Here is an 18,013-nt window from a genome sequence, read left to right as displayed (position 1 = left end):
GGCGCATCCCGGAATGACGGCTAGTGTGGAGCTAAAGACCGCGGATCGCGCACCGGCCACCGTCCGGCTTCCACCAGCGTGACGAACCGCTCCACGCTCTCGTTGAACAGCGCAGGCTCTTCGAGGTTTAGCACGTGGCCCGACTTCGGAAACATCGCGAGGCCCGCGGCCGGCAGGTGCTTCTTCAGGAACAGGCTGGGCCCGATGCAGGGATCATCCTCGTCGCCGCAGATGATCAGCGCGGGCGTTGCCACCTTCGCGATCGCGTCCATCATCGTGTAGATCGAGGGACGTCCGCCCTGGAAGCCGCGCATCGTGCGCGCCGAACCCTTGGCGTCGTGCCGTGCCAGCGCGGCATAGAAATCGGCGTGGCCGCGCGGGTCTTTCACCAGGAAGGGAATCCGGCTCGGCGCCTCGCGCGTGACCTTTGCGACTTCGGCGGAGCCCGATGTCTCGAACTGCTCGGCATTGGCGCGGCATTGCTGGCGCCAGGCCTCCAGATTTTCGATCTCCGAGCCGGAGCCGACGCCGGCGAGCGCCATCGACAACGCGCGCTGCGGGGCGTTGAGCCCGATCTGGAGCGACGAATAGGCGCCCATCGACAGGCCGACGAGATGCGCGCGCTCGATGCCGAGATGGTCGAGCACCGCGAGCGCATCGGTGTAGAAATGCGTGTAGGTGTAGACGTCACCTTCGGGTACGTCCGAAGGCGTGTAGCCGCGCGCCGAATAGGCGATGCAGCGATGGCCGCGCGAAAAGTAGCGCATCTGCGGCTCCCAATTGGTGTAGTCGGCCGCGAACTCGTGCAGAAAAAGTATCGGCGTTCCCTGACCCGCCTCTTCGAAATAGATGCGGACGTCGTCCCTTGTCGTGGCGTGGGGCATTAACTCTTTCCCTCTGTCAAGCCGTCTTTGCAGGATCGCAGTTAACGCTGTTGTCCGCAATGCGGCAGCATCGAACCAGCACCGATACAAAATCATCGCAGCTATTCGCCGACGCGGTGTCTTTTTCTCGCCACATCGGGCGGCTTAACGGCCTGACCTATGTCGGCCACTTCACCGGCCGATTGGAAAGTAGGGGTGTAACGAAGGATGAAGAATGGTTGAGTTGTTTGCGTTCCGCCTGTCGCGTTGTGTTGTCGCGCTGGCGTTGTTCTTTTCGGCGGTCGCCGTATTCGTTTCTCCGGCCTCGGCACGACCGCATCATCGTCATAGCGCAGAGCGGCACGCTTACGTGCATCACGCCAGGCATCATCACTCCCGTCATTATCGGCACCATGCCCGCAGCTCGCGCTTCGAGCGCAGCGCGGCGCAGCTGCAGGCGAGCGGGTTCGGCAACACCCAGGCCAGCTATGACCCCAATGCCAACGCCGGCGGTGCGGGCATGAGCGGCGGCTTCAGTGGCGGATCGAACCTCGTGTCCGAGGCGCGGCGCTATATCGGCGGCAATCCGACCGGCCGCGGCAGTCTGTGGTGCGCGCGCTTCATGAACATGGTGCTGCAGAAGACCGGCCATCAGGGCACCGGATCCGACATGGCGAGCTCGTTCGCGCGCTACGGGACGCGCGTGTCCGGTCCGCAAGTCGGCGCCATCGCGGTGATGTCGCGCGGCCGCCGCGGCGGTCATGTCGGCATCATCACCGGCATCGATGCGCAGGGCAATCCGATCATGATCTCCGGCAACAACGGCAACCGGGTCCGCGAAGCTCCGGTCTCGCGCGGCAGGATCTATGCGTATGTGATGCCGAATTGAGGTGACGGTGCGTGGGGCGGGTGGACCCTCGCGTCATGTGAAGTTGTCGTCCCGGACAAGCGTTAGCGCCGATCCGGGACCCATAACCACAGGCGCGTGCCGTCGCGCGAGCCGGTGACCACGAGTCTTCGCCAAACACTCCCTGTGGCTATGGGTCCCGGATCGGCGCGCGCTTGAGGGGCGCGCTTGTCCGGGACGACGAGAGAGAGCTCACACCAATCTCGGCTCTTCCACTGCCACCACATCGCCGACGCCGACGTCACCGTCGGCGATCACCTCGGCGTAGATGCCGCAATCCATGTGGCCGAGATGGCGCGAGAGCGTGGGCGGGATTTCGAGATCGCGCTTGGCGGTTTCAGGATCGACATTGGTGGCGGGGCAGCGGACGATGCGCTTGATCACCTTCAGCCGCGCCGGCCCGACCGCAAGTGTCTGGCCCACGAGATCGAGCTCCGACCAGGCCGGCCAGCCCTTGACGTAGAGATTGGCGCGGAAGCGCAGCGGATGCACGGCGGCGCCGCCGAGCATGGTCTCGATCGCGCGGACGCTGCCGAGATTGATGATCGAGACGACCTTGCGGGCGACGTCGGAGAAGCTGTGGTCGCGGCCGGACAGAACCTTGGGCGGGCCCTTCAGCTCCGGTTGGAAGTTCTCGCTGAAATAGGCCTCGATCGCGGCGCGCCCGGCGGCGGTCTCAAGATCGCCGCTGGCCACGATCTGGCCGCGCTTGCGGATGGTCAGGACATTGCTCGCGTCGTCGAATCGGCTGTCGAGCTCGGCCAGCCGCTCATTGCGCGCGAGCATCAGGAACTGGATCTTCGGTTTCCACTCGGGTGCCTCGGGGTCGAACCCGCTCGGGCCGTTCTCGATGGCGTAGCGGCGGTCGGCTGGCAGGGTCTGGCCGACCCGCAAAGCGACGCGCGACAGGTGTTCCGGCGTCAGGCCCTTGATCGGGTAGCGGTAGAGGCCGGTGATCTCGGCAGTGTGGCTGGCTGTCATGCCGCTACTTAAGGGATTCGGCCCGCCAGCGCCAAGCCCGCCCAGGAGCGCACGAATTTGTGAACTCGCCTCTTTCGCATCCGCAATCTGCTTCCCACATCTCCCGCAGGCCGGCGGCAACGTCGGCAAAAACACGACCGTTCCCGCTTGAGAAACCTCAATGCGGCGAGCGGAAACCCAATGAAGATGCCGTATTGGGGTGCCTGAGAGGGCCCCAAGGGCAGGCCGAGGGACAGAAAAAGATGAACATCGAGAAGTATACCGAACGCTCCAGGGGCTTCATCCAGTCTGCGCAGTCGCTCGCGATGCGCGAGGGGCACCAGCAGTTTTCCACCCTGCACCTCCTGAAAGTCATCCTGGACGACAATGAGGGGCTCGCTGCCGGCCTAATCGACCGCGCCGGCGGCAATTCCCGTGCAATCCTGAAGGCGACCGAGGACGCCCTCGGCAAGGTGCCGAAGGTTTCCGGCGGTGGCGCCGGCCAGATCTACCTGGCGCCCGAGCTCGCCCGCACCTTCGACGCCGCCGAAAAGGCCGGCGAGAAGGCCGGCGACAGCTTCGTCACCGTCGAGCGGCTGCTGCTCGGGCTCACGCTGGAGAAGACCAGCGAAGCCGGCACCATCCTCAACAAGGGCGGCGTCACCCCGCAGAACCTCAACGCGGCGATCGAGGCGCTGCGCAAGGGCCGCACCGCGGATTCCGCGACCGCCGAGAACGCGTATGACGCGCTGAAGAAATATGCCCGCGACCTGACCCAGGCCGCGCGCGACGGCAAGCTCGATCCGGTCATCGGCCGCGACGAGGAGATCCGTCGCACCATCCAGGTGCTCTCGCGCCGGACCAAGAACAACCCCGTTCTGATCGGCGAGCCCGGTGTCGGCAAGACCGCGATCGCGGAAGGGTTGGCGCTGCGCATCGTCAACGGCGACGTGCCGGAGAGCCTCAAGGACAAGAAACTGCTCTCGCTCGACCTCGGCGCGCTGATCGCCGGCGCGAAATATCGCGGTGAGTTCGAGGAGCGGCTGAAGGCCGTGCTCCAGGAAGTGACCGGGAGCGAAGGCACCTTCATCCTCTTCATCGACGAGATGCACACGCTGATCGGTGCCGGCAAGGGCGACGGCGCGATGGACGCGTCCAACCTGCTCAAGCCGGCGCTCGCCCGCGGCGAGCTGCACTGCATCGGCGCGACCACGCTCGACGAATACCAGAAGCATGTCGAGAAGGACGCCGCGCTGGCGCGGCGCTTCCAGCCGATCTTCGTCAGCGAGCCCTCGGTCGAGGACACCATCTCGATCCTGCGCGGCCTGAAGGACAAGTATGAGCAGCACCATGGCGTGCGGATCACCGATTCCGCGCTCGTCGCCGCCACGACGCTGTCCAACCGCTACATCACCGACCGCTTCCTGCCCGACAAGGCGATCGACCTCATGGACGAGGCCGCGGCGCGGCTGAAGATGCAGGTCGATTCCAAGCCGGAAGAGCTGGATTCGCTCGACCGCGAGATCATCCGGCTCAAGATCGAGCAGGAGGCGCTGAAGAAGGAAAGCGATCCCGGCTCCAGGACCCGGCTCCAGACCCTGGAGAAGGACCTTGCCGAACTCGAGGAGAAGTCTGCTGGGCTGACGGCGCGCTGGAGCGCGGAGAAGAACAAGCTCTCCGATGCCCAGAAGCTGAAGGCCGAGCTCGACGGCCTGCGTGTCGAGCTCGCCAACGCGCAGCGGCGCGGCGAATTCCAGAAGGCCGGCGAGCTGGCCTACGGCCGTATCCCGGAGCTGGAGAAGCAGCTGGCGGATATCGAGGCGCGCGAAGGCTCCGGCGAGATGATGGAGGAGGCGGTCACCGCCAACCACATCGCGCAGGTGGTCTCGCGCTGGACCGGCGTGCCCGTCGACAAGATGCTGGAAGGCGAGAAGGAGAAGCTCCTGAAGATGGAGGAGCAGCTCGGCAAGCGTGTCGTCGGCCAGGCCGAGGCCGTGCGTGCGGTCGCAACCGCCGTGCGCCGCTCGCGCGCGGGCTTGCAGGACCCGAACCGCCCCACGGGCTCGTTCATGTTCCTGGGGCCCACCGGCGTCGGCAAGACCGAGCTGACGAAAGCCTTGGCCGAGTACCTGTTCAACGACGAGACCGCGATGGTCCGCCTCGACATGTCCGAATACATGGAGAAGCACTCGGTCTCGCGGCTGATCGGCGCGCCTCCGGGTTATGTCGGTTATGACGAGGGCGGTGCGCTCACCGAAGCGGTGCGGCGCCGGCCTTATCAGGTGGTGCTGTTCGACGAGATCGAGAAGGCGCACCCTGACGTCTTCAACGTCCTGCTGCAGGTGCTCGACGACGGCCGCTTGACCGACGGCCAGGGCCGCACCGTCGACTTCCGCAACACGCTGATCATCATGACCTCGAATCTCGGTTCGGAATTCCTGGTGAACCAGCCCGAGGGCGAGGACACCTCGGCCGTGCGCGAGCAGGTGATGGGAATGGTGCGGGCGCATTTCCGCCCCGAATTCCTCAACCGCGTCGACGAGATCATCCTGTTCCACCGCCTGCAGCGGAGCGAGATGGGCCGCATCGTCGAGATCCAGTTCGCTCGTCTCCAGAAGCTGCTGACCGATCGCAAGATCGTGCTGACGCTCGATGCCGCAGGCCGCGACTGGCTCGCTGCCAAGGGCTGGGATCCCGCCTATGGCGCAAGGCCGCTGAAGCGGGTGATCCAGCGCTACCTCCAGGATCCGCTCGCCGAGATGATCCTGGCCGGCGACGTCAGGGACGGCGACAATGTCGCGATCTCGTCCGAAGGCAACGTGCTGACCTTCAACGGCAAGGCGCCGCAAACCGCCGAGATCACCCAGTTCGAGGCGCCGGCGGCGAAGCGGAAGCTGAATTGAGCCAATACGCGGTGCTCCGGCGCGCATGATGCGTGCCGGGGCGTCTCATTCCTGATTGACGGCCGCGGGCGCTCCCCGGCCATCGTCGTCCTCGTCAGGTTCGAGTTCGACGAGAATGTCGACGAGTTCACGCACCCGCCCCGTCGCCAGTGGCCGGCCTGAATTCATCATCGGCTCGTCATTGGCCAGCCAGGCCAGAGCTTCCGCCAGTTCGTCGACGGTCGCACCGGTCGCTATGAGTTGGGCGATGGTGACGTCGTCGACGGCGCCGGTCGCCTTGATAAGATCGTCCCGGGTAATGCGCTCCGATCCCGACAGGCTTGCCATGACATTCCTCCATTGAGGGTTTGCCGATTCCCATCAAATTAGTCAGCTCCTGTTCCGTTCCGCGGCAGCCAATGGAAAATTGGAGGCGGGTGGAAATGGAAAGCGAATCCGTTGATGCCCGACCAAGCATCCCCTGATACCGCAATCTTGCCGAGTGTGAGGTTACCGCACGGAGAAAGAGTGTTGTTGAAAAGTCGCACGCATCGCGTCATCTCGTAAGGGCTGTAAGATTCTTCTTGAACAACTTCGCGCCCGATCACCACAATCTCTGAAGGGGAGGCGGGCGTGCGATGCGTGGGTAGTATTGGGGGAGCCTCGATCTCGCGCGCCGTTTGTAGAATCTGCGTTTAAATTTGAGGCTGCAATTTTGCTCTGGAAGGGCGGAAAGCCAAAACGACATTTTTAGGTGTGCGTTTTATTCGTGTTCGCGCGGGAGGACAGCCGTGTTGAGCGTTAGTTTATTCGGCGCCAGTCGGGTTACCAGCAATAACGAACAGATTTGGTCTGATCTCGGTCCAGCCGGGCGACGATTGGCTGGATTCCTCCTCACGTTTCCGGATCGCCCGCATCGCCGCGAGCGGCTTATCGACTTGTTTTGGCCGGAGCTGGATAATGAGAGAGGGCGCCGAGCCATGAACTCTGCGGTCTGGCGGCTACGGAAGCTGCTTGCGTCGTCTCCCGACTACCAGGACGGCCGCGGTTTGAGGACGGTTGGTCCCGAGACCATTCTTGAGAAGACGCCGTGGCTGGACGTTGACACCTGGGCGTTGCTTCACGCCGCACGGTGCACGCTCGGCGGGCCTGAGGCCCAGCCGGAATCATCGAGAATGAAGGAGATTCTCGCAATTCTGTATCGGTACGAGGGGCCGTTTCTGGACGGCGAAGATGCCGAATGGATCCTGGAAGAACGCGAGCGCCTTCACTCCCTTTTCATCCAGTCGGCCATGATGATGGTTCGTCATCTCGGGCTTTGTGGTTACTACCACGATGCGATACGGCTCGCCCGTCATGCGCTGCGCTTCGATCCCTATCGCGAAGAGCTGGTTCGACATCTGTTGACCCTGCTGGCGCTCGATGAAAGACGAATCGATGCCATCAAGTACTATGATCATTGGATCGGCCTGATCCGGAAGGAACTCGGCATTTCGCCGCTCCCGGCGACACGTGCCATCATCGAAGAGATCAGGGACCTGCATAATGCCGAAAACGGCCAGCATCTGCGCGCGCGCCTGATCGGCCGCGACGAGAAGCAGATTTTTGCAATTTAGGCGCTGGCCGCACGGCCCCGGGGCCGCAGCCTTATCCCGCAAACCGCGCACTCACACCCTGGACAAAGTCCGGACTGGGCGAAGCCCGTCGCTTTCCAAGGGCGCGCCGTGATCTTGCCGTGATCCGTAGCCGATCCACCAGGCAGCGAACCGTGGACCGGCCGTGAGCGCACGACGACAATTCCCGAACGATCGCAGGATTCTCCCGAGTTCAGGTCATGCGACCGTCGGCGCATGGACTCACAACGACCACTGACCGATCAGGTTTTCATTCTGCGCTTCTGGCGTGAAAGCGCCGATGCCAGCGAACACGCGCGTTGGCGGGTTCAGGTCCGCAACATCAACACCCGCCGTCGCGACGTGGTCGACGATGTGCAGCGCGCCTTTGCGATTGTCGCCTCCAATTTGAATGCAGCCGCCGGCGAGCATGACGGGCAGGAGCGTTTGGACATTGAACCATCAAAACCTGAGCATTGAGAGATATCGCGTGCGCGGAGCCGATCACCCAACCAGCAAAAACCAACCGCCGCGAGCGAAAGCCTCGCTGGGCCGCGACTTCGCTCGCGCTTGTCACGATGGGCTGATTGCCATCGTGCGCCACGCGGCAGTTTTTGCCTTTGCCGCAGTACTCGAGCTTCCGATTGCAGTGTATTTGCGCAGGAGATATGGGGGCGTGCGATGCGTGTCAGGACCGTAGTCGTTGCGTGCGCGGGGCTGGCGCTGGCACTGACAATGTCGGCCTGCAGTGACGCTGTTCTCATTCGCGAAGGTATTGGGACCGGTCTGGCGGCCGCCGATCTACCCGAGGCAAGTCGGGTGCAGGATATCTACGTCGGAGAGATTTGCCATCAGGCCGGACTAAGGGTCGTACGCCAAGGCGACTTCCTCCTTTGCGAGGAGGTGAGCATGAGGCCGTCCGAATGGAGGACGTTTGTACAGGCTGGAATGAATGATATCGACCGGCGCTGCGACGCTTACCTGGGCTGGCTCGACAACAAGAGGCGCTGGCGAGAACCAATTCTCAAGCAGCTTCATACCACTGCGGCGACGACTGGCGCCATTATGGGACTCACGGGCGTCGGGGCTGCACCGATCGCCATCGTGGGTACTGCATTTGGATTCGCGCAAGACACGTTCGTCAACATCAACTCTCGTCTCATAACCGAGATAGATCAATCCGTTGTCCAATCGGTAGTGCTCGACAATCAGAATCAGTTTCGGATGAAGGTTGCCGGCACTCCGGTCGACAACAGGCCGGCTGCTATCTATCTGCTCCGCAACTACCTGCGGATCTGCATGCCATTCTCGATCGAGATGAGCATCAATAACACCATGACGGTTTACAGCCGAGGTGGACCAGATGCGCTTCGCACGGAGCCCCTGCTGACCCAGCCGCCTACCGTCGCACGCATTACGGCGGCGGTGCCTCTGGCGCCAAGGGACTTTGTGCAGAGGCCAGCTCGAAATACGGCCGCACCGCGGACTGATGAGAGGTATGCTCAAATCTTCGATCCCTACATACCAACGAAGCATACGAACACGTACGTCGTCCAACTTCAGACCGCGCTTTGCGTACCCGTTAGTGAGATCGAAAAGAAAGGGACGCTTACTCTTACGAAGGCGATGATCAAGATCTACAAAGAATCGGAAAGAAAAACTGGCGACAAATTGAACGATGACGAGGCCACGCAGATACGTGAGCAGGTAGGCTGCAAGCCTTCAGGGGGGCAGAACTACTATGAAAGAAAGATCTACGATAATCCGCAGGTTAGTGCTGCCGCTCTCCAGGAATTGATCACCGGCCTCCGTAGGACGACGGCGGGAGCCTCTCTGCCCCTGACAACGACGCTGGATGCCGCACGATCCACCATCAAGGTGGTGCGCGCCGGTTTGCCCAGTGACTCGAAAGTATCAAGGTTGCCCGACGCCCTGGCGGGCCAAGTGACGCCGGACTTTGCCGAATTTTTGCGAAAGCCAAAGGTGCCCTGATGAAATTGATAGTCGTTCATTCCACCGACGGATTTGATAAGCCCGATGGCAGCTTGATCGCTGGCGTCAGCATTGGGGAACTGGTGACGTCGACCGGAGCCACCCAGGGCGACTTTGTTGAGGTCGAACTGAGCGATCAAACTCATGTTTGGATAAAGGGAGATGATTTAAAGCCGGTTGATCCTGCTGCACGAATTGCCGCTGACCGTGCCTCTTTCGTGGTGGAATGCCTCGTTCGCGAGCGAGAGAGGAATGAAATCGTAGGAACAGGTCCCTGGTTCGTTGCTGCGGATTTCCTGATTGCTCGCGCCCTGATCGAGACGACGATAGCCAACATGGCGCCCCAGCCCAACTCGCTCGCGGCCGGGCCGATGCTGGTCACCCCCAAGGAGTGGAGACGATTTCTTGCAGAAGGCGGTGAACCGGCCAAAGGCCTCAAGGACGACGACTACGATCGTTGGCTCACGCAGGTCAAATGCGCTGCATTCACCATGTTCGCACACGCCAAGGCGTTTAGCGACGTTCAGAAGGAGAGCAATGTTGCGGCCGAAAGCAGTGCCTTCCTGCCGACCTATCTCGATATTTTCCATACCTATTTGTTCGACAGCGCGAAAGCCGCAGTGGCTGTGTTGAACGCGCGAAATGACGATGCGGCAAAAGACCGACATATGGATGTGCTGCTTAGTGGGATTCTGTCGGCCGCGGACATCAATACTCTGCTTTCGACGCGCGCCAAGTATCTCGGCGGGCCGGGCGTCGCGAAGACAGTGACTGAATTTATTCAGTCGACAGAACTCGAATTGCGAGGAGCGCTGAAGGTCGCCCTTGACCTTATCGGCCAGCACGCGCCGGACGAATTGCCGTCTCAACCCGACCCGCCAGCAATAAAGCGCGTCGCCAAGGTTCCAACCGATGTGGCTCCGGTTCCGAACGTGAATCCCGCTCCCTTTGCCACGATCAATACTCCACTCAACCAGATGTTCTGGCCGGTCATAACCGATGACTCCCAGGCCATGGTGGTGTCTTATCTGAATGATGCCGGGCAAGTTATCGGATCTTCAGGACGCCGCTTTTTCGCTGACCGCCGAAATGGCGAGCGTCATCATGTCGGTATGGACATTTTTTGCAGGGAGGGGGATGTCGTCGTCTCATGCGCTCCCGGTAAGATTGTCGCATTTTACAGCTTCTATAGACGCCCGACGACCGGCGAGGACACGTTCGCGTTGTTTGTCGCGCATGACGGCGTGGTGATCAATTATGGTGAGGTGCGCAGGAGCGCTCGCGAAGAGTTTGGGTGGAAAATTGGCGACGATGTGACTGCTGGCCAGCGGATCGCGCGGGTGAGTGGCACCGACATGATTCACTTTGAAACCTATATGCCAGGAGCAGTGCAGAATTCGCGGTGGCTCAGAGGTCAACCGAGGCCACCAAAGCTTCTCAATCCCACGATGCTGTTGTTGACGTTGGCTTCCGGCGCAACTCGGGTTGACAAGAGTGGAGGCACCTCGGTGGGCAACGGGAGCGCAAGAATCAAACCCGCGGTCGGTGATCCTCCGCAGGATGACGACCTGCTAACCCTGGCGCGAACGATCTATGGAGAAGCCCGGTCTCAAAGAGAACCTGCCGCCGGACGCGAGGCGGTCGCTCACGTTGTGATGACACGCTTGGCAAAGAAGTTCCGGAATGCGAAAACTATCACAGATGTTTGCCGGGCCAAGAGGCAATTCTCTTGCTGGAATAGCGGTGATCCAAACAAGAGGGTCATCGAAGCCGCCAATCGCGGCATCAATCCAGTATTCGATCAATGCTATGCATTCGCCGAACAAGTCGCCAACGGTCAGCTGGACGACAATACGGGAGGCGCAACGCACTATTACTCGGAGACTATGCGCCGGCCGCCACCTTGGGCGAACCCCCCCGCCAAGCAGACGACTCAGATCGGGAGTCACTTGTTCTTCAAGAACGTCCGGTGACCAAGCTCGCTGCCGGTAGGCGCTTGGCGATTCGAGGTCGCTCCCTCTACTTTCTCACCACCTTGTAGATCGCATTCTCGATGTCCGAGCTGAAGTAGATGACGCCGCTCGCCCCGACCGCGACACCCGTCGGAATATGCGTCGGCAGGCCGCCGGGTGCGCCTGTCAGGCCGATCGGGAGATTGGCGGCGATCTCGGTGATTTTGCCGCTGTCCGGCGCGATCTCGATCAGCCGTTTGGCGCCGACCTCCGCCACGATGAGCTTGCCGTCGCTTCCGCGCGCGATACCTTCGGGCATTTTCAGGTCCTTGGCGACCACGGTCTTTTTGCCGTTCGTGTCGATCCGGGAGACGGCGCCGGCAAAGGCTTCGGTGACGTAGACCTCGCCGCCAGGTCCACCGACAAGCCCGACCGGGCCCTCGAGGTCGCCGATCAGCGTGGTGCGATCCTTGCCATGCTCGCCGCTCACCTTGACCAGCGATTTGGTGCCGAGCTCGGCCACCAGGATGCTGCCGTCGGCAAGCACCACCGCGTCATGCGGCGCCTTGAAGTCGTGCAGCATGTCCCGCGTCGCGCCGGTCTTGCCGTCGATCACCTGCACGGTGCCGGTGAACCAGCTCGACAGGACCACGTCGTTGCCCTTCGCCGTCGCGCTCATGGGATATTCGAGCGTGACGCCGGCGGCATGCATGCGCGCCTTCTCGGTGACCTCGCCGGTCGCTCCATTCACCGTGCGATAGGCGAATACGTCGGCGACGTGGATCGTGTCCCTGCCGTTCTCCGAGGTGACGCCGATGCCGCCGGGCAGAGCGAGCTTGCCGATGATGATCTGCCTGGCCTGGCCGGTCGCCGGATCGACCTCCTGGATGCCGTTGTCAGCCATGTTGGAGATGTAGATGCGGTCTTTGTCGTCGATGGCGAGATTGTCCAGCGAGGGCTTCAGCTGCGCGACCATGGTCTTGGCGCCCGATTTGGGATCGACCCGGACGAGCTGGCCGAGCGCGGTGTCGACCACGAAGAGATTGCCCTTGGAATCGAAGTTCACGGCGGCCGGGACCTTGAAGCCGTCGGCAACGACGGTCAGCTCGGCCTTGTCGACGTCGACCCTGGCGACCTGGCCCTTGAACCAGAGCGGACCATAGAGCTTGTCGTCGGGACCGAACTCGAAGCCGTTGAGGCCGCCCATCTTCTCCATGATCTGGCGCGGCGGTTTGACGCCCTCGACGTCGATCTCGTAGAGCGCGTCGCCGAGGAAGACGGTGGTGGCGTAGAGCCTGCCGTCCTTGCGGAAGGCCAGCGAGTTGATGCCGGGAAGGCCGGAAGCGAGCTTCTTGATCGGACCGTCGCCCTTGCGCGCATAGAGGTCGCCGGCGAGGAATCCGGTCCAGGCCATGGTGCCGTCGGGCGCGAACGCGATGTCATCGGCCATTCCGACCGGTGCCGGGATTGCAACCTTGGCGCTACTGCCCGCAACCTCGTAGAGCGCCGCGCCTGCGACGCTGCCGGCAAACAGATGGCCGGCCTTGTCGACAGCGAGCCCGTGCACGCCGTGGAATGCCGAGCCGGGGACGAGCTTGGTGACTTCCCAGGTTGCCGGCACGGTCTCTGCCGACAGGCTCGTGACGGAAAACAGCGCAGCGACGAAGGCTGCGCAGGCGAGCCTGTTGTTCATGGCGAGACCTCCCGTTTTTTGGGAAGTATTCGCTCCTCATGCCGCTTTGGCAAACGAAACTTGACGTTGTGACGCCGCAAAGCGGCCTCGCGACGACGTCGAATTCGGATCGTGTTTGGAGATGTTCGCCGGGGCGGCCAGTTCCCGACTTAGCGGTTGGTGACCTGCAGTGGCCCGCCGGTGGCGTCCGACATCCGGGCGATGGCGCCGCCGCGGCCGCTCATCATGCCGTCGAGCCGGTCGCGCTCCTTCTCGAAGCTGGCCAGCATCGGGCCTTCCAGGGACCGACCGCGCGGCAGCTTCACGCGCATCGGGTCGACGAAGCGGCCGTTGACCAGGATCTCGTAATGGACGTGCGGGCCGGTCGACAGGCCCGATGAGCCGACGAAGCCGATCACCTGGCCCTGCCGCACCTTCTTGCCGGGCTCCATGCCCTTGGCGAAGGCCGACATATGGCCGTAGGCGGTCTCGTAGCCGTTGGAATGCTTGATGCGGATGTACTTGCCGTAGCCGCCCTCGGGGCCGGCCTTCTCGATCATGCCGTTGCCGGAGGCGAAGATCGGCGTGCCGTAGGCGGTGGCCCAGTCGACGCCGGTATGCATCTTGACGTAGCCCAGGATCGGGTGGCGGCGGCCGCCGAAGCCGGAGCGCATGATGGCGTTGTTGACGGGCTTCCGGACCAGGAACTTCTTCGCGCTCTTGCCGGTCTCGTCGTAGTAGTCGACGACGCCGTCGTCGGGGCTCTGGTAGCGGTAGTATTTCTTGGTCTCGCCGCCGACGGTGAGGGAGGCGAACAGCACCTCGTTCTTTTCGCTCGACGTCACGCCCTCGTCCTCGCCGGCGTAGAACACGTCGAAGGAATCCCCGGGCTGCACCTTGCGCTGGAAATCGACGTCGTAGGAGTAGATCTTGATCATGTCCTCGATGACGGGCATCGGGACCTTGTTGCGCATCGCCGTCTCGTAGACGCTCTGGTAGAGCCGCACGCCGCCGCCGTCATCCTCCTCATCGTCGTCGCTGTCGGCGTTGGCCGCGGCGTCTGCGACGGTGTTCATGCTGGAGACGTCGACGGCGACGTATTTGCCGAGATCGGACAGCGCCGCGACCGCCTCCACCATGGTGTCGTTTGCAACCACGACGCGATAGGGCTGGAGCCGGGCGCCGGGGCTGGCGGGCGCCATCAGGATGCGGAGCTTTTCGCCTTCCTTGAGGCCGCCGTCGCGGCCGCGCGGGCCGAGCGTTGCGGTGATCGCCTTGATCTCGTCAGCCGTCGCGCCGAGATCGCGCAGCACCGAGCCGACGCTGTCGCCCTTCCTGACCAGATGGACGCGCTCGCCGTTGGGATTGCCGCCGGTGATCTGCTCCTTGGTCTTGGGCAGCAGCGTGACGTTCTCCGGCACCACGCGCGTCTCGAAACCGGCATAGGGATCGGAGGACGACGCCTCGGCGGCGTAGGCCATCTTGATGTCGGACGGGCCGGTCGTGCCGGAGACGTCGGCTGTGGCATTGGCGAGCGAGGCGTAGCGCACCCCGCCATTGCCGCGCCAGTTGGCGGCATCGCGGACCCGCATCAGGATGTCGTCGAGCGCCACCACCGCGGAAATCTTCGCCTTCGGCAGCACCGACGACAGGTCCTTGGTGACGAAGGACACCTCCGCGTCGGGCTCGACGGCCTCCGGATTGTTGGGATCGTCGGACGCCGTCTTCGGATCGGAGCCGACGTCGGTGAGCAGGCGCTGGGCATTGAACGGCGGGATCTTCGCCGACAGGTCGCTCGTCGTCATCGACAAATTGCCGGCGATCCGGACGAAGGGGCGCACCCGCATCACGTCGCGGTTGCCGACGCGGGCGACCGTCGAGATGCGCACGATGTTGCGCGACGCCGTGGATTCGCTCGGCGGCGGCAGCCGGTCGCTCTTGTGCAGCGTGGCGGCGCGATCGGCCGCGCCGAACGCGCCGCGCAAGGTGCCTTCGACCCGCTCCGGCACCTTGGCGAAGGTCATCTCGCCGTCGAGCGACGCGAAAACGGCGCCGCCGATCAGGGCCGCGCCGCAGAGTCCGGTCAGAATTGTGCCGCTGAACCATTGCACCGAGACGCGGCGGCGGTCGATCACGGCGGCTTCAGAACCATCGACGGACAGCGGCGGCTCGTGGCCGAGATCGATGATCCCGGTCTCACGCCCGTAGGTGCCGCGTGACGTCCTGTGGTTCAACCCAAGTCCCCCAATCAACGACCCAAGAAAGCCCGCTTCGAACCTTGTCCCTGGCCGCCCTCTTGAACGGGGATCGCCGGAAAAGGCAAGCCGCACAGACGCCCGCGCTCAGAAAGCCCCGGAACAGGGCTGGCCGAAATTACGAACAACTGGACGGATGAAACTCTCTCGATGTCTTTCGAACGTCGAAGGAAGGCCGCGTCATCTGCAAGATGCCTTCCCCTGACCCCATGAAAATCGCCGGCAGCCCCCATCGGCATCCCCGCGATTCAAGCTCGTCTCTTACCAGAACGCCGCGGGATTGTGGCTCAAGTACGGCGCCAAATATGGAAAAAACTTCCTCAAGGCGCCGGCGCGAGGGGCCTCGCCGGAACGGCGCCGCAAGCCGCCTCTGGAGCCCCTCCGGAGCCTCCAGGGCCGCAAACTTTTTTCAGTTTTTTCTTCGCGCGGGCCCCGCTCGCCCGCTCTACGTTCCTCTAAGCGTCTGGAATCGTGTGATTTTTTCTGATGTCCCGCTGTGCGACGATTTGTTGACGATTGGCGTTGACAGCCCGGAAGGTGGGGCCTATAACCCCAACCACTGAGCGCGGCGCCGCCGGGTCACTGACCAAGGCGAGCGAACGCGCCACTGATGCTCCTCACCTTGTTGAGTGACACAACAATCGACACCAGTCGGTTGGAGTCATTTTTCGTCGGTAAGGGTATCGGAACCCTTCCACTCTGGAAGGTTGGGGCCTCCGCGGTCCCGGGCTGTTTGACAAGTGAAGATGAAGAAAGAGAAACGTGGACGGCGGAGTCCTTGCGGGTCTCGCTTCTGGAAAGCTTCGGCTTTTCTGATCGAGACCGGACGAAAGACTTCGGCGGTACACGTTTCAAAGGTTACACCATCGTTGCCAGCGATGTGAATCGCGGGCAGCTCGTCGACTTCGGTCGATGAAAAATGGTGGGACCTCGTCAAACGTTGTGATCAGCCGGTTCAAAGTTCAAGTCCAACTTGAGAGTTTGATCCTGGCTCAGAGCGAACGCTGGCGGCAGGCTTAACACATGCAAGTCGAGCGGGCGTAGCAATACGTCAGCGGCAGACGGGTGAGTAACGCGTGGGAACGTACCTTTTGGTTCGGAACAACACAGGGAAACTTGTGCTAATACCGGATAAGCCCTTACGGGGAAAGATTTATCGCCGAAAGATCGGCCCGCGTCTGATTAGCTAGTTGGTGAGGTAATGGCTCACCAAGGCGACGATCAGTAGCTGGTCTGAGAGGATGATCAGCCACATTGGGACTGAGACACGGCCCAAACTCCTACGGGAGGCAGCAGTGGGGAATATTGGACAATGGGGGCAACCCTGATCCAGCCATGCCGCGTGAGTGATGAAGGCCCTAGGGTTGTAAAGCTCTTTTGTGCGGGAAGATAATGACGGTACCGCAAGAATAAGCCCCGGCTAACTTCGTGCCAGCAGCCGCGGTAATACGAAGGGGGCTAGCGTTGCTCGGAATCACTGGGCGTAAAGGGTGCGTAGGCGGGTCTTTAAGTCAGGGGTGAAATCCTGGAGCTCAACTCCAGAACTGCCTTTGATACTGAAGATCTTGAGTTCGGGAGAGGTGAGTGGAACTGCGAGTGTAGAGGTGAAATTCGTAGATATTCGCAAGAACACCAGTGGCGAAGGCGGCTCACTGGCCCGATACTGACGCTGAGGCACGAAAGCGTGGGGAGCAAACAGGATTAGATACCCTGGTAGTCCACGCCGTAAACGATGAATGCCAGCCGTTAGTGGGTTTACTCACTAGTGGCGCAGCTAACGCTTTAAGCATTCCGCCTGGGGAGTACGGTCGCAAGATTAAAACTCAAAGGAATTGACGGGGGCCCGCACAAGCGGTGGAGCATGTGGTTTAATTCGACGCAACGCGCAGAACCTTACCAGCCCTTGACATGTCCAGGACCGGTCGCAGAGATGTGACCTTCTCTTCGGAGCCTGGAACACAGGTGCTGCATGGCTGTCGTCAGCTCGTGTCGTGAGATGTTGGGTTAAGTCCCGCAACGAGCGCAACCCCCGTCCTTAGTTGCTACCATTTAGTTGAGCACTCTAAGGAGACTGCCGGTGATAAGCCGCGAGGAAGGTGGGGATGACGTCAAGTCCTCATGGCCCTTACGGGCTGGGCTACACACGTGCTACAATGGCGGTGACAATGGGATGCTAAGGGGCGACCCTTCGCAAATCTCAAAAAGCCGTCTCAGTTCGGATTGGGCTCTGCAACTCGAGCCCATGAAGTTGGAATCGCTAGTAATCGTGGATCAGCACGCCACGGTGAATACGTTCCCGGGCCTTGTACACACCGCCCGTCACACCATGGGAGTTGGTTTTACCTGAAGACGGTGCGCTAACCCGCAAGGGAGGCAGCCGGCCACGGTAGGGTCAGCGACTGGGGTGAAGTCGTAACAAGGTAGCCGTAGGGGAACCTGCGGCTGGATCACCTCCTTTCTAAGGATGGTTCTTCAGAAGCTTGCTTCTATCGAACCGTTTTAGAAACATCAGTGGCCAACAGATCGCCAGATCGTTGAGCTGCATTGGCGGGATTTCGCCGTCTTCGTTTCTCTTTCTTCGCGGACGAACACGCGCTGGGGCTGCAGGCTTGCAGATCCTTGGTCCTTGACTGGATATGCGTTAGGGGCTTGTAGCTCAGTTGGTTAGAGCGCGCGCTTGATAAGCGTGAGGTCGGAAGTTCAAGTCTTCCCAGGCCCACCACTTTCATCGAGCGAGCATTCGTCTTCTGGTTACGGGGCCATAGCTCAGCTGGGAGAGCGCGTGCTTTGCAAGCATGAGGTCGTCGGTTCGATCCCGTCTGGCTCCACCAGATGGTTTGATCATCGAGATCTTGTACCGTCGTCCGCGAAACATCACTTCGCATCCTGCTAGTCTGGATAGACAGCAAGATGCGTG

Annotated in this window: 12 protein-coding genes, 2 tRNA genes and 1 rRNA gene; 10 read left to right on the top strand and 5 right to left on the bottom strand. The window is 61.8% G+C overall.

The features are described 5' to 3' along the window. Nucleotides 1-20: 20 nt before the first annotated feature. Entirely contained in the window at nt 21-884 is an 864-nt protein-coding gene (locus EDE08_RS13595) for an alpha/beta fold hydrolase (protein ID WP_131868984.1), read from the bottom strand. A 214-nt stretch (nt 885-1,098) separates the two neighbouring features. Here EDE08_RS13595 and EDE08_RS13590 point away from each other — a divergent pair, with 214 nt between their 5' ends. Continuing rightward, a complete protein-coding gene (locus EDE08_RS13590) occupies nt 1,099-1,752 on the top strand; it encodes an NlpC/P60 family protein (protein WP_131868985.1) in 654 nt (217 codons plus the stop codon). 210 nt (nt 1,753-1,962) lie between these two features. On the opposite strand, the gene EDE08_RS13585 is transcribed toward EDE08_RS13590, so the two are convergent. Next, nucleotides 1,963-2,751 carry an MOSC domain-containing protein gene (locus tag EDE08_RS13585; protein ID WP_131868986.1) on the bottom strand — a complete coding sequence of 263 codons (789 nt, stop codon included), beginning with the start codon at nt 2,749-2,751 and terminating at the stop codon, nt 1,963-1,965. A gap of 242 nt (nt 2,752-2,993) precedes the next feature. Between EDE08_RS13585 and clpB the strand changes: the two genes are divergently transcribed. Next, complete coding sequence (gene clpB, locus EDE08_RS13580; RefSeq protein WP_131868987.1) at nt 2,994-5,633, top strand: ATP-dependent chaperone ClpB; 2,640 nt, start codon at nt 2,994-2,996, stop codon at nt 5,631-5,633. A 45-nt stretch (nt 5,634-5,678) separates the two neighbouring features. Here clpB and EDE08_RS13575 read toward each other — a convergent pair whose 3' ends face one another. Further along, on the bottom strand, nt 5,679-5,960 hold the full coding sequence (locus EDE08_RS13575) for a hypothetical protein (RefSeq protein WP_131868988.1): 282 nt from the start codon (nt 5,958-5,960) through the stop codon (nt 5,679-5,681). A 443-nt stretch (nt 5,961-6,403) separates the two neighbouring features. Here EDE08_RS13575 and EDE08_RS13570 point away from each other — a divergent pair, with 443 nt between their 5' ends. The 4 genes from EDE08_RS13570 to EDE08_RS13555 all read left to right on the top strand — a co-directional run bounded on the left by EDE08_RS13570 (nt 6,404) and on the right by EDE08_RS13555 (nt 11,190). Beyond that, the gene (locus tag EDE08_RS13570) at nt 6,404-7,228 is read left to right on the top strand and encodes an AfsR/SARP family transcriptional regulator (RefSeq protein ID WP_131868989.1); all 825 of its coding nucleotides are present in this window, start codon (nt 6,404-6,406) and stop codon (nt 7,226-7,228) included. 234 nt (nt 7,229-7,462) lie between these two features. Then, nucleotides 7,463-7,705, top strand: coding sequence for a hypothetical protein (locus EDE08_RS13565; protein ID WP_131868990.1), 243 nt, complete (start codon nt 7,463-7,465; stop codon nt 7,703-7,705). A gap of 468 nt (nt 7,706-8,173) precedes the next feature. After that, nucleotides 8,174-9,217 carry a hypothetical protein gene (locus tag EDE08_RS13560; protein WP_131868991.1) on the top strand — a complete coding sequence of 348 codons (1,044 nt, stop codon included), beginning with the start codon at nt 8,174-8,176 and terminating at the stop codon, nt 9,215-9,217. Further along, nucleotides 9,217-11,190, top strand: a complete 1,974-nt coding sequence (locus EDE08_RS13555; protein ID WP_131868992.1) for a cell wall hydrolase — start codon at nt 9,217-9,219, stop codon at nt 11,188-11,190. The genes EDE08_RS13560 and EDE08_RS13555 overlap by 1 nt, the downstream gene beginning before the upstream one ends. A gap of 46 nt (nt 11,191-11,236) precedes the next feature. Here the strand turns inward: EDE08_RS13555 and EDE08_RS13550 are convergent, their stop codons facing one another. Both EDE08_RS13550 and EDE08_RS13545 read right to left on the bottom strand, forming a co-directional pair. Continuing rightward, nucleotides 11,237-12,862, bottom strand: coding sequence for an NHL repeat-containing protein (locus EDE08_RS13550; RefSeq protein ID WP_131868993.1), 1,626 nt, complete (start codon nt 12,860-12,862; stop codon nt 11,237-11,239). 149 nt (nt 12,863-13,011) lie between these two features. After that, nucleotides 13,012-15,075 (bottom strand): M23 family metallopeptidase, encoded by a 2,064-nt coding sequence (locus tag EDE08_RS13545; RefSeq protein ID WP_165935906.1) that lies wholly within the window; start codon nt 15,073-15,075, stop codon nt 13,012-13,014. 631 nt (nt 15,076-15,706) lie between these two features. Between EDE08_RS13545 and EDE08_RS13540 the strand changes: the two genes are divergently transcribed. The 4 genes from EDE08_RS13540 to EDE08_RS13525 all read left to right on the top strand — a co-directional run bounded on the left by EDE08_RS13540 (nt 15,707) and on the right by EDE08_RS13525 (nt 17,927). Beyond that, complete coding sequence (locus EDE08_RS13540) at nt 15,707-16,012, top strand: hypothetical protein (RefSeq protein ID WP_061881273.1); 306 nt, start codon at nt 15,707-15,709, stop codon at nt 16,010-16,012. 53 nt (nt 16,013-16,065) lie between these two features. Continuing rightward, a 16S ribosomal RNA gene (locus EDE08_RS13535) occupies nt 16,066-17,554 on the top strand. 187 nt (nt 17,555-17,741) lie between these two features. Continuing rightward, nucleotides 17,742-17,818, top strand: a tRNA-Ile gene (locus tag EDE08_RS13530). A gap of 33 nt (nt 17,819-17,851) precedes the next feature. Then, a tRNA-Ala gene (locus EDE08_RS13525) sits at nt 17,852-17,927 on the top strand. Nucleotides 17,928-18,013: the final 86 nt, after the last annotated feature.

Origin of the sequence: Bradyrhizobium sp. R2.2-H (assembly GCF_004346455.1) — a bacterium.
Classification (GTDB): domain Bacteria; phylum Pseudomonadota; class Alphaproteobacteria; order Rhizobiales; family Xanthobacteraceae; genus Bradyrhizobium; species Bradyrhizobium diversitatis.
This window is presented reverse-complemented; position numbering and strand designations above follow the sequence as displayed.

Coding starts and splice junctions, on each gene's coding strand:
- EDE08_RS13575 (WP_131868988.1), bottom strand. CDS start 5,960: ATGGCAAGCCTGTCGGGATCGGAGCGCATTACCCGGGACGATCTTATC.
- EDE08_RS13590 (WP_131868985.1), top strand. CDS start 1,099: ATGGTTGAGTTGTTTGCGTTCCGCCTGTCGCGTTGTGTTGTCGCGCTG.
- EDE08_RS13540 (WP_061881273.1), top strand. CDS start 15,707: ATGCTCCTCACCTTGTTGAGTGACACAACAATCGACACCAGTCGGTTG.
- EDE08_RS13555 (WP_131868992.1), top strand. CDS start 9,217: ATGAAATTGATAGTCGTTCATTCCACCGACGGATTTGATAAGCCCGAT.
- EDE08_RS13550 (WP_131868993.1), bottom strand. CDS start 12,862: ATGAACAACAGGCTCGCCTGCGCAGCCTTCGTCGCTGCGCTGTTTTCC.
- clpB (WP_131868987.1), top strand. CDS start 2,994: ATGAACATCGAGAAGTATACCGAACGCTCCAGGGGCTTCATCCAGTCT.
- EDE08_RS13560 (WP_131868991.1), top strand. CDS start 8,174: ATGAATGATATCGACCGGCGCTGCGACGCTTACCTGGGCTGGCTCGAC.
- EDE08_RS13595 (WP_131868984.1), bottom strand. CDS start 884: ATGCCCCACGCCACGACAAGGGACGACGTCCGCATCTATTTCGAAGAG.
- EDE08_RS13585 (WP_131868986.1), bottom strand. CDS start 2,751: ATGACAGCCAGCCACACTGCCGAGATCACCGGCCTCTACCGCTACCCG.
- EDE08_RS13565 (WP_131868990.1), top strand. CDS start 7,463: ATGGACTCACAACGACCACTGACCGATCAGGTTTTCATTCTGCGCTTC.